Genomic DNA, 16,083 nt, shown 5'->3' with positions numbered 1-16,083 from the left:
CCGGGCTACAGCCCTTGGCGCCGCCCTTGACGCCGCCCCCGCGCCATGGTGAGTATCCGCCCCATGAGCACCGCCGTCCGCCCAGCCCGTCTCTGGTGGCGCACCTCCTAACGAGGTGGCCGTGCGATTTTCCTTTCCCAAATCGTCTGAGGTCGCCAACGCAGTGCGGCGGCCTGATCGTTTGTCCTGTGTGGCGTTCCCTCGGCAAGTTTCGTAAGAGGACGACATGAACAGGACAGTCTTTGCCCTCCCGGCCAGAAGCGACTATGTGACCCGTGCAGGTCTCGCGATCACGCGCGTGGCCGAGCAGTTCACCGGCGGCGCGAGCCGGCTCGACGATCTCGTTAGCCTGCTCGACCGCCGCCGCGGCGTGGTGCTGTCCTCGGGCACGACCGTGCCCGGCCGCTATGAGAGCTTCGATCTCGGCTTCTCCGACCCGCCGCTCAAGCTCGAGACATCAGGCGTCAATTTCAAGCTGGAAGCGCTGAACCAACGCGGGCAGGTGCTGATCACCTTTCTCACTGAGGTCCTGCGCGAGCCCTGCGTGGTGATCTCCGAGAAGACAGCCACGCGGCTTACAGGTCACATCATCCGCGGCGATGCGCCGGTCGAGGAGGACCAGCGCACCCGGCGTGCCAGCGTGATGTCGCTGGTGCGCGATCTCGTCGCCGCCTTCTCCGCCAATGACGACGGGCTGCTCGGCCTGTTCGGCGCTTTTGCCTACGACCTCGTCTTCCAGATCGAAGATCTCGTGCAGAAGCGGGCGCGAGAGAGCGACCAGCGCGACATCGTGCTCTACGTGCCCGATCGCCTGCTGGCCTATGACCGCGCTACCGGCCGCGGCGTGGTGCTCACTTACGATTTCGCCTGGAAGGGCAAGTCGACCGAAGGCCTGCCGCGCGAGACGGCCGACAGCCCATATCTGAAGACGCCGCGCCAGGGCTTTGCCGATCACGCGCCCGGCGAATATCAGGCCACCGTCGAGACGGCGCGCGCAGCCTTCGCGCGTGGCGATCTGTTCGAGGCGGTCCCGGGCCAGCTCTTCGCCGAGCCCTGCGACCGCTCGCCGGCCGAAGTGTTCCAGCGCCTCTGCGTCATCAACCCCTCGCCCTACGGCGCGCTGATGAATCTCGGCGAGGGCGAGTTTCTCGTCTCGGCCTCGCCGGAGATGTTCGTGCGCTCGGACGGCCGCCGCGTCGAGACCTGCCCGATATCAGGCACGATCGCACGCGGCACCGATGCGATCGGCGATGCCGAGCAGATCCGCCAGCTCCTGAACTCGGAGAAGGACGAGTTCGAGCTCAACATGTGCACCGACGTCGACCGCAACGACAAGGCGCGCGTCTGCGTGCCCGGCACCATCAAGGTGCTGGCGCGGCGGCAGATCGAGACCTATTCGAAGCTGTTCCACACCGTCGACCACGTCGAGGGCATGCTGCGCCCCGGCTTCGACGCGCTCGACGCCTTCCTCACCCACGCCTGGGCGGTGACGGTAACAGGCGCGCCAAAGCTCTGGGCGATGCAGTTCGTCGAGGATCACGAGCGCTCGCCGCGGCGCTGGTATGCCGGCGCGATCGGCGCGGTGAATTTCGACGGCAGCATCAACACTGGTCTTACCATCCGCACCATCCGCATGAAGGATGGCTTGGCTGAAGTGCGTGTCGGCGCGACCTGCCTGTTCGATTCAGATCCCGCCGCGGAAGACCGCGAATGCCAGGTCAAGGCCGCCGCCCTGTTCCAGGCGCTGCGCGGCGATCCGCCAAAGCCGCTATCGACCTTTGCGCCCGATGCCACCGGAAGCGGCAAGCAGGTGCTGCTGATCGATCACGACGACAGTTTTGTCCATATGCTCGCCGACTATTTCCGCCAGGTCGGTGCCAGCGTCACCGTGGTCCGCTATGTGCATGCGCTCGACATGCTCAAGCAGAAGAAGTGGGATTTGCTGGTGCTGTCGCCCGGCCCCGGCAGGCCGGAGGATTTCGCGATCAAGAGGACCATCGATGCGGCGCTGGAGAAGAGGCTGCCGGTGTTCGGCGTCTGCCTCGGCGTGCAGGCGATCGGCGAATATTTTGGCGGCGAACTCGGCCAGCTCACCCATCCCGCCCACGGCCGGCCCTCGCGGGTGCAGGTGCGCGGCGGCCGCCTGATGCGCAATCTGCCGAACGAGATCGTCATCGGCCGCTATCACTCGCTGTTCGTCGAGCGCGACAGCATGCCCGAAGTTCTGAACGTCACCGCCAGTACCGAGGACGGCGTCGCCATGGCGCTCGAGCACAAGACCCTGCCCGTCGCCGGCGTGCAATTCCACCCGGAATCGCTGATGTCGCTTGGCGGCGAGGTGGGGCTGCGTATTGTTGAAAACGCGTTCCGGCTGGATGCGCGCGTTGATTGAGAGGCACCAATGACCTTTGACCACGATCTGAAGGCGAGCGTCCGCACCATTCCCGACTATCCCAAGCCAGGGATCATGTTCCGCGACATCACGACCTTGCTTGCGGATGCGCGCGCCTTCCGCCGCGCGGTCGACGAGCTCGTCAATCCCTGGGCCGGCAACAAGATCGACAAGGTCGCCGGCATGGAGGCGCGCGGCTTCATCCTCGGCGGCGCAGTGGCGCATCAGCTCTCGGCCGGCTTCGTGCCGATCCGCAAGAAAGGCAAACTGCCGCACACCACCGTGCGCATCGCTTACTCCCTCGAATACGGCATCGACGAGATGGAGATGCATGTCGACGCCATCCTGCCCGGCGAGCGCGTGATCCTGGTCGACGATCTCATTGCCACCGGCGGCACCGCGGAGGGCGCGGTGAAGCTGTTGCGCCAGATCGGCGCCAACGTCGTCGCGGCCTGCTTCATCATCGACCTGCCCGAACTCGGCGGCGCCGCCAAGCTGCGCGCCATGGACGTGCCCGTGCGCACGCTGATGACGTTCGAGGGGCATTGACCAATATAGAGCCCGGGTAATTCCAGGCTACGATCGCTGCAGAATCAGGTTCAGCTCGAGCTCCCGGAAGGCGATGTAGTTTCGCCGGGTCCACTGGTGCAGCTCGGTCGAGGAATCCTTCTCCTGGCGCAGATAGCCGGTGAAGGAGAAGTTCAGCCGGTCGATATAGGTCTTCAGGAAACCCGGCAGCGCGGGCAGGCGGAACAGCCGGCCGGTCGCCATCGCCGGTGGCAGCTCGCCGCGCACGACATATTCGTTGTCGACCGTGATCAGGTTCATGCGCGGGATCTGCGCGCGCAGCATCTCGTGCGCGCGGGCCGAAACGCGGTCGGTGTCGGCGACGAACAGGATCTGAGGCGCGACGTGACGGCGGGCCGCCTCCTTCAAGAGGCCGATCTCGTCGGTCATCTTGAAGAACTCGTCGAAGGCGTGGAAGCCGAGGTCGATCACCTTGGCAAGGCCATCATCGACGATGACGCGGTCCATCAGCTGCATCTTGCCGTAGGTGTCGATCACGTCGGCGGTCTCGGTGATCTTCGGCAAGTAATCCAGCAGCGACGGCTCCTTCAGGTTGACGTCGAAGGCCGCGACGTCACCATTCTTGAGCAGCAGGAATTCGCTCAATAGCCGCGCCAGCAGGGTCTTGCCGACCTGCGGGCGGGGCGAGCAGATGATGTAGACGGGTGTCGCGGGCATTACGCATTATCTGAGCGAACTTGTCGCCCAATCCAGCCGTATCAGCCCTGCTTGCGCAACTATTTTTCGCTGTTGCGAGTGACGGGTTTCGAACCGACGATGTCGGTCAGCCGGATCCGGTCGAACTCGCTCCAGACATTCGCGAGCCAATGCCGGACATAGCCGCGCAGCACGAACGAATAGTTCGCGGCGTCGTCGTTCATGCCCTTGTTGGCGACGAATTTCAGGAATGGGACGGAGGAGACCTCGACCTGCTCATAGGCCATTTCATTGAGCTTGGGGATGGTCAGCTCGGTCGCGTCCTTGATGCGGTGGAAGTAGGAATTGTAGGTCGACTGGTCCCACTGGAAGAACTGGGTGTCGTTGATGAAGTTCTTCACCAGGAAATATTTTGCGCCGTTCATGAAGCCCGCGGTCTCGGCGATCTCCTCCAGCGAGGCGATCGAGGGGCCGAGGATGTGGAACACCGCGAAGGTGATCTGGCCGGCCTTGGCGGCGTCGAGGAAGCCGATGTCGCGCAGCGACGCCAGCGCCGGCGAGAGCAGGCCGGCGCGGACGTCGATGACGGTCACCGACGGGCTCACCGCGTTGAGCGTGTCGAAGATCTTCATCTGGTCGGCCGTGGTCGTCATGTCGACGATCTCGGTGATGTCGGGGTGGAAGCGCTTCAGGGTTCCGCGCGGCGACTCCGTGTCGAACGCACGCGTCGGCACGTTGTTGGCGGAAAAATAATCGAGCAAGGTACGCGACACCGTGGTCTTGCCGACCCCGCCCTTGTCCGCGCCCACCACAACCACTGCCGGCTTTGCCATTGCTGTCCCCTAACGCGCGCCCCCGATCGCTAGGTCGCAATCGGCCGGGCCCCAAATCGATGTCCCAAGTCTGCTGTTGGGCGCGAACATGGCAGAAACAAGGGAGAATTCAATTCCGCAGGCCCCCAGTTACGGCAATTCCCGAGGTTTTTCCCAATCGCGGTGAAACTCGCCGCGTGTGGCGGGAATCAGGTGCTCAATGGCGGCCCCAAGGATCCATAGAGTTACCCATAGGATTGCCTGCCGGGTTGCTGGGGGCGGTTCCGGAGCGACTGGGGGCGGGCACGGGCGGTGGGCTGGCCGATCCGTCGGCGTCATCCCACGGGCCATGGCGCAACGGCGGCGGGGCGTCCTGCTGCCGGTCGGCTTGCGCCCCCAGCTCCTCCGTCTCCTCCGTGAGCGTCGGCAGGGGGCCGGGGTCGCGGCCGCCGGCAAACTTGACCAGCGCGTCGACCCGGGACTGCACCGAGGGGTGGGTCGCGAACAGATCGGCAAAGCCCTCGCGCGGGTTGTCGACGCAGAGCTCCATCACCGCCGAGGTCGCGCCCGGCAGCTCGCCGCGGCCCTCGATCTTGCGCAGCGCCGAGATCATGGCGTCGGGGTCTTTCGTCAGCTCGACCGAGCCGGCGTCGGCGAGATATTCGCGCGACCGCGACAGCGCGAGCTTGACCACCTGCGACAGCAGCCAAGCCAGCACGATCAGCACGACCGCGATGATGATGACGATGATTGCGCCGCCGCCGGAGCTCTTGCTGTCGCTCGACGACGAGGACGACCGCGACGAAGAGGAGGAGCCTGAGGACCACGAGCCGCCGGAGCTGGGGCTCCAGTCAAAGCTCGTGAACAGGCGGAAGAACAATTCACCGAAGAAGCCGACCACGCCGGCGATGATGACGGCGACCACCATGAGCTGCACGTCGCCGTTCTTGATGTGGGTCAGCTCGTGGCCCAGCACCGCCTCGATCTCCTTGTCGTTCAGCGCATCGAGGAGACCGGTGGTGACGGTGATGGAATATTGCCGCGGATTGAGGCCGGTCGCGAACGCGTTCAGCGCCGGGCTCTCCATGATCTTCAGCTTCGGCATGGTGATGCCGCGCGAGATGCAGAGGTTTTCGAGCAGGTTGTAGAGCCGCGGCTCCTCCTGCCGGGTGACGTCGTGGCCGCCGGTCACGGCGTCGATCATCGACTGGTGGAAGAAATAGGCGATCGCGATCCAGGCGATCGCCGCAATGGTCGCGAAGGGCGCGGCTTTGAGCAGGTCGGCGAAGGCGCGGCTCAGATAGTAGGCCACCGTGCCATTGCCGTTGATGACGACTTCGGCGACCAGCGCGCCGGCATAGACCAGCACGTAGACCAGCATGAACAGGCCGGCGAGCAGCAGCATCGAACGAAACTTGTTCGAGGCGATGTGCGTGTAGAGACCATACGCGGCCATGACGCGGGTGCCCTGCCGGCCTATCGGCTCAAATCAGAACTTCACCTGCGGCGCCGCCTCGACCTCGGTGCGGCTGGTGCCGAGATCGAAGAACTCCTTCCTGGTGAAGCCGAACATGCCGGCGAACAGCGCAGCGGGCATCTGCTGGATGCCGGTGTTGTATTCCTGGACTGCATTGTTGAAGAAGCGGCGGCTCGCCGCGATCTTGTTCTCAAGGTCGGAGAGCTCGGATGCCAGCTGCTGAAAATTGGCGTTGGCCTTGAGGTCGGGATAGGCCTCCGACAGCGCGATCAGCCGGCCGAGCGCGCCGGAGAGCTGGTTCTCGGCCGCGGATACCTGCGCCGGTCCCTGCGCCGACATCGCCGAGTTGCGCGCCTTGATGACGTCGTCGAGCGTGCCGCGCTCGTGCGAGGCGTAGCCCTTCACCGTCTCGACCAGGTTCGGAATCAGGTCGTGGCGCTGCTTGAGCTGGACGTCGATGTCGGCAAAGGCCTGGCCGACGCGCTGGCTCAGCGCCACCAGGCGGTTGTAGGCGCTGAAGGCGAACAGCACGAGGACGACGATGACGCCGAGAACGATCCAGCCGGTCGACATGGAGAACTCCTGAAGGGGGAAGAAGGCGGGCGCTAGGGTAGACCAAATTGGCGCGAAGCGAGAGCCCGGCGCAGAGGGGAGGTAAGGCTTGGTCGGATCAGGAACCACCCAAGTTCAAGGCCAAAGTGCCGGACGAGGTTAACTTTCGGACATGATCGCATCGCCCCAGCGCCAGCGCCGGGCGTCCGCATAGGCGGGCTTGTCGCGTCGCGGGACCTTGGTGATAGCGACACCGTCCTCGGTGCAAAGCTTTGCATTGATCTCGGCCTTGTTGACATCCGGTGGTGCCAGCACGCGGGCGGCGCGGCTTCTAGGCGGCGTGCGGGTCAGGGCGACGTAGATGAAGCGCTCGTCCTCGAATGGCACTTCGGCGCCCTTGATCTGCCGGTGCGCCTGCGAGCGCGGCAGGCGTTGGCTGAAATGGCACCAGTCGGGCGCGATGAGCGGGCAGGGCTTTTCGTGCGGGCAGGGCGCGGCGACATAGGCGCCCGCCACGATCAGCTGCTGGCGCAGCGCGAGGATACGGGCGTAGCCGGCTGGCGTACCGGGCTCGATCACCACCAGCGCGTGCCGCGCCTTGGCCCACATGGCCTCCGCGAGCTTGCGCTGATCTGCCTCGCTGAGCTCGCCGATGATGTAGCTGGCAACAACGAGATCGGCTTGCGAGACCTCGGCGAGGTTACCGCCCGCGTCACCGGGCAGATAACGGCAGTCCGACAACCGCGAGCTGTCGCGCGCCAATTCGAGCGCCAGCCGGCTGAGCGTGCTGTTGGCGTCGAGTAGGGTGAAATCTTGCAGCGACGGAAACGCCTCGGCAGCGGCCCAGCTGGCGGTGCCCGGGCCGGCGCCAACGTCGAGCAGTGTTTCCGGAGCGAAGTCCGGCGCGATCTCGGTCAGCGCATTCAGGCTTGCGGCGACGGCCGCATAGGTCGCCGGCATGCGCGCCAGCGCATAGGCGAGGGCATCGGCCTCCGACTTGATCGTGCCGGAGCCGCCGCCAGCGCGATAGGTGGTCGATATTTTCTGCGATCGTTGTGCGGCGTCGCTGCGCGAAAAGCCCCGGAGCTTGGCCTCGAGGGCGGCTTTGAGTTCGGCGGGGAGGTTGGGTGAGATCATCATCCGCGGTCATGCCCCGCGCAGGCGGGGCATCCAGTACTCCGAGACGGTAGCCGTCAACCAAGAAGCCGCGGCGTATTGGATCATCCGCTCCAGTGCGCAATTTGCGCACAAGGCGGATGATGACGTCAATGGGGGCGGACCGACTGCAGCGTCACGCCACGTTCTGGTCGAGAATGTCCACGGCCTCTGCGAGGCTCACCGACACCAGCTGCGAGACGCCGCGCTCGGCCATGGTGACGCCGAATAGCCGGTTCATCCGCGCCATCGTGATCGGATTGTGCGTGATGATGATGAAACGGGTGTCGGTCGAGCCGGTCATCTCGTGCAGCAGGTTGCAGTACCGTTCGACGTTGTGGTCGTCGAGCGGTGCGTCAACTTCGTCCAGCACGCAGATCGGCGAGGGGTTGGTGAGGAATACCGCAAAGATCAGCGCCATCGCGGTCAGCGCCTGCTCGCCGCCGGAGAGCAGGGACAGCGTTTGCGGCTTCTTGCCCGGCGGCTTGGCGATGATTTCGAGACCGGCTTCCAGCGGGTCGTCGCTCTCGATCAGATGCAGCGCGGCCTCGCCGCCGCCGAACAGCTCGACGAACAGGCGCTTGAAGTGGTTGTTGACGATCTCGAACGAGGTCAGGAGCCGCTCGCGCGCTTCCTTGTTGAGGCTCTGGATGCCTTGGCGCAGCCGCTTGATGGCCTCCACCAAATCGTCGCGCTCGGTGACGAGGCCGGTGTGCTGGGTCTCGACCTCGCGCAGCTCTTCCTCAGCGCGCAGGTTGACTGCGCCCAGGCGCTCGCGGTCGCGGCGCATCTTTTCGAGGTCTTCCTCGATGTCGTGCAGCGGCGGCAGCTCGGCGCCGGGCTCGATCTCGGCGAGGCCGGCGACGGCCTGCGGCTCGACTTCGAGCATGTCGCGGATCTCGCGCTCGATGTCCTCGAGCCGGCGCCGCGCGCTTTCCATGCGCTCCTCGGCGCGGGCGGTGGCCTCGCGGGCGCTGGAGAGCGCCTCTAACGTCAGCTTCGCGACGCGGTCGGTTTCGGCCATTGCGGTTTCCGCGGTGGCGAGCGCGTCGGCGGCCATGCGGCGATCGTTCTCGGCGTATTCGATCTCGGTGATCAGCGCGCTGCGCTTCTCCGCGAACACGGCCGGCGCGTTTTCGAGCTCGCTGCGCTCGATCGTCAGTTCGGCGATGCGGGCCTGGATGGTGTCGATGTGGGAGGCCGCGCTCTCCTTGCGGTTCTGCCACTCGGTGCGCTCGGCCAGGATCGCCTGCACGCGGCGGTCGGCGAGCTCCGCCTCGCGGGCCAGCGCCTGCGCCTCGGCGCGGACCTGAGCGGCGATGCGGCGATGGGCCTCGATGTCGCTGCGGACGGCGGCGAGACGGGTCTCGGTGTCCTCGCTCGACGGTAGTTCGCTGATGCCTGCTTCGGCATATTCGTAGGCCGCCTCGGCCTCGGCACGGTCGGCGGCGAGACGGCTGTGCGCTTCCGACAGCGTCGCCTTGCGTGCGGCGTGGCGGCTGATCTCGCGCTCGGCACCAGCGTGGCGCTCGCGGGCAACGTTGAGCTCGCGCTGCGCGGCCCGCCAGGCTTCGCGGCTGGCACCTTCGGTGCTGGCGGCCATCTGCAGTTCGGACTCGGCGTTCTCCAGCGCCTGGCGCTTGATCTGCGCGTCGATGCGGGCCTGCTCCAGCTCGTTCTCGATGTCGACGAGGCGGGCGCGTTCGGCAAGCCGCCGCGCGGCACCGGTCGGGGCGTGGGCCGCGGCGACAAAGCCGTCCCAGCGCCAGACGTCGCCCTCGGGCGAGACCAGCCGCTGGCCGGTCTTGAGCTGCGAGACCAGCTCGGCGCCGCGCTCGCGCGGCACCACGCCGATCTGCGCCAGACGGCGCGCCAGCTCGGCCGGCGCCTGCACATGGTTGGCGAGCGGAACGACGCCCTCGGGCAGCTCCGGATCGCCGTCGGTGACGCCGGCATTGGTCCAGCGCATCGGCGCCGACGGATCGACCGGCGCGTCGAGATCGTCGCCAAGCGCGGCGCCGATCGCCTTCTCAAATCCCTTGTCGACGGTGATGCCGTCGATGATCGGCGGCCACAGATTCTTGGTCTCGCCGTTGACGATCTTCGAGATCGTGCGCGCCTCGGTCTCGAGCCGCTGCACGCGCTTGTCGGCTTCGACCAGCGGCGAGCGCGAGGATTCCAGCGTCTGGCGCGCGGCGACATGGGCGGCTTCGCTCGCCTGCGCCGCGGCTTCGGAAGCTGCCAGCGTCTGCTCCGCGGTCTCGACCAGGGCGGTCAGCTCGTCGAGATCGCCGAAGCCGCCGGTCTCCTGCGCAAGCTTCTGCTCTTCCGCCGCGACACTCGCGATCTCCTGGTCGAGCCGGGCGAGCTTGTCGCGATGAGTGCGGACATTGGCTTCAAGCTGGTTGCGCTTGGCGGTGAGGTCGGCGAGCGCGGTGGTGAGCTCGGCGAAGCGCTGCTCGGTTTCGGTCAGCACCGCCTCGGCTTCCGCGACGCGCTCGTCGACGCCGGAGCGCTTCTCGACGCGCGACTTGATCTCTTCCTTCAGCTCGGCGTCCTCAGTGTCGAGCCGCTGGAGCGCGACGTCGGCGTCCATGGTCTGCTGCTGGGCGCGCGAGATGTCGCCCTCGAACTGGGCGAGGCGGCGCTCGAGCTCGGCGACGCGCTCCTTCGCGCGCTCTTCCTCGCGGTCGAGCTGCTCGCGGGCATTGGTGAGGCGCTGGAGCCCGGCCGCGGCGCGCGCTTCGGCATCGCGCAGCGCCGGCATCTCGGCGGCGCGGATGGCCTGGATGCGGGCGGCTTCGGCCTGGTGCTGGGTGCGCTCGGCCATCTCGCGGACCGCGAGATCATGGGTCTGCCCGGACTCGTTGACGTCGGCATGGGCGCCGATCCAGCGCAGATGGAACAGGGTTGCTTCGGCCTTGCGCACCTTGGCCGCGACCTCGCGGTAGCGCACGGCCTGGCGGGCCTGCTTCTTCAGGCCTTCCATCTGGCCGGAGAGCTGGCCGATCACGTCCTCGACGCGGGTGAGGTTGGTTTCGGCCGCCTTCAGCCGCAGCTCGGCCTCGTGACGGCGGGCGTGCAGGCCGGCGACGCCGGCGGCGTCTTCCAGCACACGGCGGCGCTGCTCGGGCTTGGCCTGGATGATTTCGCCGATCTTGCCCTGGTGGACGAGCGCCGGCGAGCGCGCACCGGTGGCTGCGTCGGCGAACAGGATCTGCACGTCGCGGGCGCGCACGTCGCGGCCGTTGATGCGATAGACCGAGCCGGCCTCGCGCTCGATACGGCGGGAGATTTCGAGAAGCTGGCTGTCGTTCATCGCCGCGGGCGCGGTGCGATCGGCATTGTCGATCGTCATCGTCACTTCGGCATGGTTGCGCGCGGGACGGTTGCCGGAGCCGGCAAAGATCACCGCGTCCATGTCGGCGGCGCGCAGCGACTTGTACGAGGTCTCACCCATCGCCCAGCGCAGCGCCTCGACGAGATTCGACTTGCCGCAGCCATTGGGTCCGACCACGCCGGTCAGGCCGGGCTCGATAACGAAGTCCGTGGGCTCAACGAAGGACTTGAAACCGTGAAGGCGCAGGCGGGTGATTTTCATAAGCACGCATCTCTGTTGGCAGGCGCGAATCCCCTGCCGGGACAATACCATGGAAGGCGTTGTCGCTGTCTGGGCGAGTCGCGCGAGGCGGCTCGTGCGGCGGACAATGGCCGCGGTGCGCCGCGAGGGCAACCGGCGAGAGCCGCTTTTCCCAAGGGATTTATGCCGGGAATGATACGGCTTTAGATGCGCGAATCAGGATTGTGGCGTTGCGAATCAGCTCTTCAGCAGCGGATTGATCTTCTTGGCGAACTCCTCGAACGAGGCCTCGCCCTTGATCTTCTCGCCGTTGATGAAGAAGGTCGGCGTCGAGTCAACCTTCAGAACGTCGCTGGCGTATTTCTGGTCCGCGGCGATCTTGTCGAGCAGCGACTGGTCCTTCAGGCAGGCCTCGACCTGCTGCTGGGTGAGGCCGGCCTGCTTACCGATCCGCGTCAGGGTCTCGGTGGTGTTCTTCATCACCCAGTCGCTCTGCTGGCGGAACAGCATGTCGGTGACCGCGAAATATTTCGGCGCGTCGTCCTTGGCGATGCAGCGCGACAGCATCGAGCCGGCGGCGGCTTTGATGTCGAGCGGGAACTCGCGGAAGATGTAACGCACCTTGCCGGTGTCGATGTATTCCTTCTTGATCTTGGGGAACACCTGCTCGTTGAAGGCCGCGCAGTGCGGGCAGGTCATCGAGGCGTATTCGGTGATGGTGACGGCGGCATCCTTCGGGCCGAGCGCCATGTCGGGCAAAGACACCGGCTTGGCCACATCCGCGGCGGATTGCGCCATTGCTTCGGGGATCATGGCCTCGGAGATGAACCGCAGCGGCGAGAGCCCGGCGAGCGCGGCAAGCCCGGTCAGCGACAGCATCGTGGTGAAGGCGCGGCGGGTGATGATCAAGGTCGGCTCCCGGATTGGCAAGGTGTCGCCCCAGGGGTCTATCGAGTTCCCGCTCGGGCGGCCTGTCGCTAGCTTGAAACGTCGTTTGAGGCAATGGCGAGCGGCAAGTCGGGGTCCAGATTAGCTAGGGAATGAGGCTCAATTTCGCTTGATGGCGGCCCCGAGCCGCGCGAGCGCCGTCTTGAGCTGTTCATCTTCGATGTCGCCCAGGCTCTCCGCCACCTTGGCCACCGCTTTGGGATCCGGCGGGCCGGGCCGCACCCGCCGCCGGGGGCGCGACAGGGGGGCCTGGCGGAAGGCCAGCTTGCCGACCGCGCTCCAGCCGAAGAAGCGATTGACCCGTTCCAGGATCACATCGGCCGAATGCTGGATCTCCAGCGCCATCGGCCCTTCGACCCGCAGCACCAGCGTCGCCGGCTCCTGCGGCTGGCCCTCCACCGGCCGCGGCCATTGCATCTTCAAGGGCTCGGCATGGGCCGCGATCTCCGGCCCTGCAATCTCCGCCCACCGCGTCACCAGCTCGCGCGCCGCAAAGCCCTGCTTGGCATAGGCCTCGGCAAAGACGTCGTTGAGCAGGAGCGACAGCGGCTTGGCGCTGATGGGACCGGGCTTGGGAGGGAATTTGGACATCGGGCCCTTATAGCACCGTGCGCGATGCCTCAGGAACTGCTGCCGTCATGGCCGGGCTTTGTCACGGCCATCCACGTCTTGCCGCGAAGAAAGACGTGGATGCCCGCGACAGGCGCGGGCATGACGTGGAGAGACCGGCGCGTTGCCGCTACAGTGTAGCCATGAGCCCCAGATCTGCCCTCATGGCCAAGTCGGAACCAGTTCAGTCGAAAGCCTCATCGCGCCCGAAACTCCTACTCGCCTGGTACGACCGCCACCGCCGCCGACTGCCCTGGCGCGCGGCGCCCGGAGAGGCACCGGACCCTTACCGCGTCTGGCTGTCGGAGATCATGCTCCAGCAGACGACGGTGAAGGCGGTCGGCCCTTACTTCGAAAAATTCGTCGCGCGCTGGCCTGACGTCACGGCGCTGGGGCGGGCCTCGCTCGACGACGTGCTGCGAATGTGGGCCGGGCTCGGTTACTACTCGCGGGCGCGCAACCTCCATGCCTGCGCGGTCGCGGTGACGCGCGAGCATGGCGGCGTCTTTCCCGACACAGAGGAAGGCCTGCGCGCGCTGCCGGGCATCGGGCCTTACACGGCGGCCGCGATTGCGGCGATCGCGTTCGACCGCCGCACCATGCCGGTCGACGGAAATATCGAGCGGGTGGTCTCGCGCCTGTTCGCGGTCGAGGAGGAGCTGCCGCAGGCCAAGCCGCTGATCCAGCAGCTGGCCGCGACGCTGCTGGCCGCCTCCCGGGCCGGCGACAGCGCGCAGGCGCTGATGGACCTCGGCGCCTCGATCTGCACGCCGAAGAAGCCTGCCTGCTCGCTGTGTCCGCTCAACGAGGATTGCATCGCGCGTGCGCAGGGCACGCAGGAAACATTTCCGCGCAAGGCGCCGAAGAAGAGCGGAACGCTCCGCCGCGGTGCTGCCTTCGTCGTCACGCGCGGCGACGAGCTGCTCGTCCGCTCAAGACCCGAAAAGGGTCTGCTCGGCGGCATGACGGAGGTGCCGGGCTCAGATTGGCTCGCCGGTCAGGACGACGCGGCGGCGAAGCAGCAGGCGCCGGAGCTGAAGGGGCTGACGCGCTGGCAGCGCAAGGTGGGCGTCGTCACCCACGTCTTCACGCATTTTCCGTTGGAGCTGATCGTCTACACGGCGAAGGCGGAGGTCCGCACCCGCGCGCCCGAGGGCATGCGCTGGGTGCCGATCGCCACGCTTGCCGGCGAAGCGCTGCCCAACGTCATGCGCAAGGTCATCGCGCATGGATTGGATCTCTAGCGTCCAACCCTACTGACATCATGCTGGCAGCAGGCCTGCGTTATCCCCTTCGACGGCAACGGAGGTGAGTATGGTCAAGACTGCGCTGGACAACTTTCGAAAGCCGCCCTGCGCCGAGCTATTGGGCTGGCGCCTGCTCGATGCCCGCCCGCAGGAGGGCTGGATCAAGCTCGGCTTCGAGGGCAAGCCGGAGTTCTGCAATCCAGCAGGCTTCATCCAGGGCGGCATGCTTTCGGCCATGCTCGACGACACCATGGGTCCCGCCGTGCTGGTGATGAGCGAGGGCCGGCTCTACACCACCACCATCAGCATGACCGTGAATTTCCTCAGCCCGGCAAAGCCCGGCCCGATCATCGGTGAGGCCAGGGTGACGCAGCTCGGCAAGACCATTGCGTTCGTCGAGGGCAAGCTGACGGCGGAGGACGGCACCGTGCTGGCGACGGCGAGCGCGAGCGAGCGGCTGCTGGAGGCGGCGAGGGTGGTGAAGTGAGGTGTGCACCGCTCTCTCACTCCCTCGCCCCGTTCTTACGGGGAGAGGGTTGGGGTGAGGGGCTTCTCTCCACACGGGAGATTGTCGAGAGACCTGTACCCCCTCACCCGGATTGCATCTTCGATGCAATCCGACCTCTCCCCGCAAGCGGGGCGAGGTGAAGAGGAGCCCGCGGCTCGACGATCAGCAAAAACTCACGCCCCCGCGCGCGTCGCGCCTGCGTTCACGATCGCCGGCTTGGCATTCAGCGCCTCGACCTGGAATCCCGCGACGCGCTTGTAATTGGCGGCGATGTCTTCCAGCTCCTGCTGCGACAGCACGTCGGTGACGACCTCAAAGCCGTCGGGCGCGCGCTCCTCGACCAGCTGCATCACCTGCTCGGGACCGTTCTTGCGGTTGAGCAGGACGAGGTCGGTGGTCGCGGGCCGCCGCTCGGCCTCATAGGCGAGCAGCGCGGCTTCCGTCGGTCCATGCGCCAGGATTTCGCGCGTGATGACGCGTGCATCGAGGATCGCCTGCGAGGCGCCGTTCGATCCGATCGGGTACATCGGATGTGCGGCATCGCCCATCAGCGTGACGCGGCCAAACGTCCATTGCGACACCGGATCGCGGTCGACCAGCGGATATTCATAGGCGTGCGGGCAGTTCTTGATCAGGCCGGGCACGTCGAGCCAGTCGAACGTCCAGCTCTCGAACCAGGGCAGAAACTCCTCCAGCCGCGCGGTGCGGTTATAGTCCTCGCGGCGCCATCGATAGGTCGGCGGCATGTGGCGCTCGGCCACCCAATTGATGAGGTGATTGCCCGCCGCATCCGGCTCTTTCGAGATCGGGTAGCAGACGAATTTCAGGATTTCGTGACCAGCCATGATCATGGTGCGGCCGCTGAGGAAGGCCTTCGCAGGCGTGACGCCGCGCCAGAGGATGCGGCCGTTCCAGATCGGCGCGCCTTCGCCCGGGTACAGCTTTTCGCGCGCGGCGGAATGGATGCCGTCGGCGGCGATCAGGATCGCGCCGTCGTAGGTCCCGGCGGGTTTGCCGGTCGCCTTGTCGATGAAGTCGGCGCGCACGCCATCCGCCGTTTCGGTCCAGCCGGTCAGATGATGGCTGGTGAGAATGTTCTCGCGGCCGAGCCGCTCGACCGTGGTGTCGAGCAGGAGTTGCTGGAGCGTGCCGCGATGGATCGAGAATTGCGGCCATTTGTAGCCGGCCTCCAGCCCGCGCGGCTCGCTCCAGATCGGCTTGCCGTGCTTGGAGAAATAGGCGAGCTCGCGGGTGCGCACGCCGCTGGCATCCAGCTTGTCCATCAAGCCGAGCTCGATCAGCTCGCGCACCGCATGCGGCAGCACGTTGATGCCGACGCCGAGCGGCTTCAATTCCGCGACGCTCTCGAACACTTTTACCGGAACGCCGATTCCGTGCAGGCTGAGCGCAAGCGTCAGCCCGCCGATGCCGCCACCGGCGATGAGTACCGTCATGACAAAACCCCTCCGACTGCGGGCGTCTTGGCATAGGCGGGCGGCGGTGGGCAACTGCGAAGAGGGGCTCGTGCTATGGACCTGACGGCCGACAGCCGCTAATTTCCAGCTTTCCTAGGAGGTCC

At 66.3% G+C, this 16,083-nt stretch carries 13 protein-coding genes; 4 read left to right on the top strand and 9 right to left on the bottom strand.

Features of this window, described 5'->3' with window-relative positions; translation table 11 throughout:
• The first annotated feature begins 226 nt into the window (after window positions 1-226).
• Window positions 227-2,392, top strand: a complete 2,166-nt coding sequence (locus tag XH85_RS35350) for an anthranilate synthase component I (RefSeq protein ID WP_128935587.1) — start codon at window positions 227-229, stop codon at window positions 2,390-2,392.
• A gap of 9 nt (window positions 2,393-2,401) precedes the next feature.
• Window positions 2,402-2,941, top strand: coding sequence for an adenine phosphoribosyltransferase (locus XH85_RS35345; RefSeq protein ID WP_128935586.1), 540 nt, complete (start codon window positions 2,402-2,404; stop codon window positions 2,939-2,941).
• 27 nt (window positions 2,942-2,968) lie between these two features.
• On the opposite strand, the gene XH85_RS35340 is transcribed toward XH85_RS35345, so the two are convergent.
• From XH85_RS35340 to XH85_RS35305, 8 genes are all read right to left on the bottom strand, one after another.
• A complete protein-coding gene (locus XH85_RS35340; protein ID WP_128935585.1) occupies window positions 2,969-3,637 on the bottom strand; it encodes a hypothetical protein in 669 nt (222 codons plus the stop codon).
• A gap of 59 nt (window positions 3,638-3,696) precedes the next feature.
• Window positions 3,697-4,449: a P-loop NTPase family protein gene (locus tag XH85_RS35335; RefSeq protein WP_128935584.1), complete on the bottom strand. Its 753-nt coding sequence runs from the start codon at window positions 4,447-4,449 to the stop codon at window positions 3,697-3,699.
• A 196-nt stretch (window positions 4,450-4,645) separates the two neighbouring features.
• Window positions 4,646-5,884: a M48 family metallopeptidase gene (locus XH85_RS35330; protein ID WP_128935583.1), complete on the bottom strand. Its 1,239-nt coding sequence runs from the start codon at window positions 5,882-5,884 to the stop codon at window positions 4,646-4,648.
• A gap of 33 nt (window positions 5,885-5,917) precedes the next feature.
• The gene (locus XH85_RS35325) at window positions 5,918-6,478 is read right to left on the bottom strand and encodes a LemA family protein (protein WP_091894224.1); all 561 of its coding nucleotides are present in this window, start codon (window positions 6,476-6,478) and stop codon (window positions 5,918-5,920) included.
• Between the two features lie 138 nt (window positions 6,479-6,616).
• Window positions 6,617-7,597 carry a small ribosomal subunit Rsm22 family protein gene (locus tag XH85_RS35320; RefSeq protein WP_128935582.1) on the bottom strand — a complete coding sequence of 327 codons (981 nt, stop codon included), beginning with the start codon at window positions 7,595-7,597 and terminating at the stop codon, window positions 6,617-6,619.
• Window positions 7,598-7,748: 151 nt separating this feature from the next.
• On the bottom strand, window positions 7,749-11,213 hold the full coding sequence (gene smc / locus XH85_RS35315) for a chromosome segregation protein SMC (protein WP_128935581.1): 3,465 nt from the start codon (window positions 11,211-11,213) through the stop codon (window positions 7,749-7,751).
• A gap of 216 nt (window positions 11,214-11,429) precedes the next feature.
• Window positions 11,430-12,101 (bottom strand): DsbA family protein, encoded by a 672-nt coding sequence (locus tag XH85_RS35310; protein ID WP_091894218.1) that lies wholly within the window; start codon window positions 12,099-12,101, stop codon window positions 11,430-11,432.
• Window positions 12,102-12,239: 138 nt separating this feature from the next.
• Complete coding sequence (locus XH85_RS35305; protein ID WP_128935580.1) at window positions 12,240-12,731, bottom strand: DUF721 domain-containing protein; 492 nt, start codon at window positions 12,729-12,731, stop codon at window positions 12,240-12,242.
• Between the two features lie 161 nt (window positions 12,732-12,892).
• Here XH85_RS35305 and mutY point away from each other — a divergent pair, with 161 nt between their 5' ends.
• Window positions 12,893-13,993 (top strand): A/G-specific adenine glycosylase, encoded by a 1,101-nt coding sequence (mutY, locus tag XH85_RS35300; RefSeq protein ID WP_164939917.1) that lies wholly within the window; start codon window positions 12,893-12,895, stop codon window positions 13,991-13,993.
• Between the two features lie 70 nt (window positions 13,994-14,063).
• Window positions 14,064-14,483 carry a PaaI family thioesterase gene (locus XH85_RS35295; RefSeq protein WP_128935578.1) on the top strand — a complete coding sequence of 140 codons (420 nt, stop codon included), beginning with the start codon at window positions 14,064-14,066 and terminating at the stop codon, window positions 14,481-14,483.
• A 194-nt stretch (window positions 14,484-14,677) separates the two neighbouring features.
• Here XH85_RS35295 and XH85_RS35290 read toward each other — a convergent pair whose 3' ends face one another.
• Window positions 14,678-15,958, bottom strand: a complete 1,281-nt coding sequence (locus XH85_RS35290) for a flavin-dependent oxidoreductase (RefSeq protein ID WP_128935577.1) — start codon at window positions 15,956-15,958, stop codon at window positions 14,678-14,680.
• Window positions 15,959-16,083 lie beyond the last annotated feature (125 nt).

The sequence above is a fragment of the Bradyrhizobium zhanjiangense genome (assembly GCF_004114935.1).
Lineage (GTDB): Bacteria > Pseudomonadota > Alphaproteobacteria > Rhizobiales > Xanthobacteraceae > Bradyrhizobium > Bradyrhizobium zhanjiangense.
Note: the sequence above shows the minus strand (reverse complement) of the source record. Positions and strands in the feature narration are given on the sequence as shown.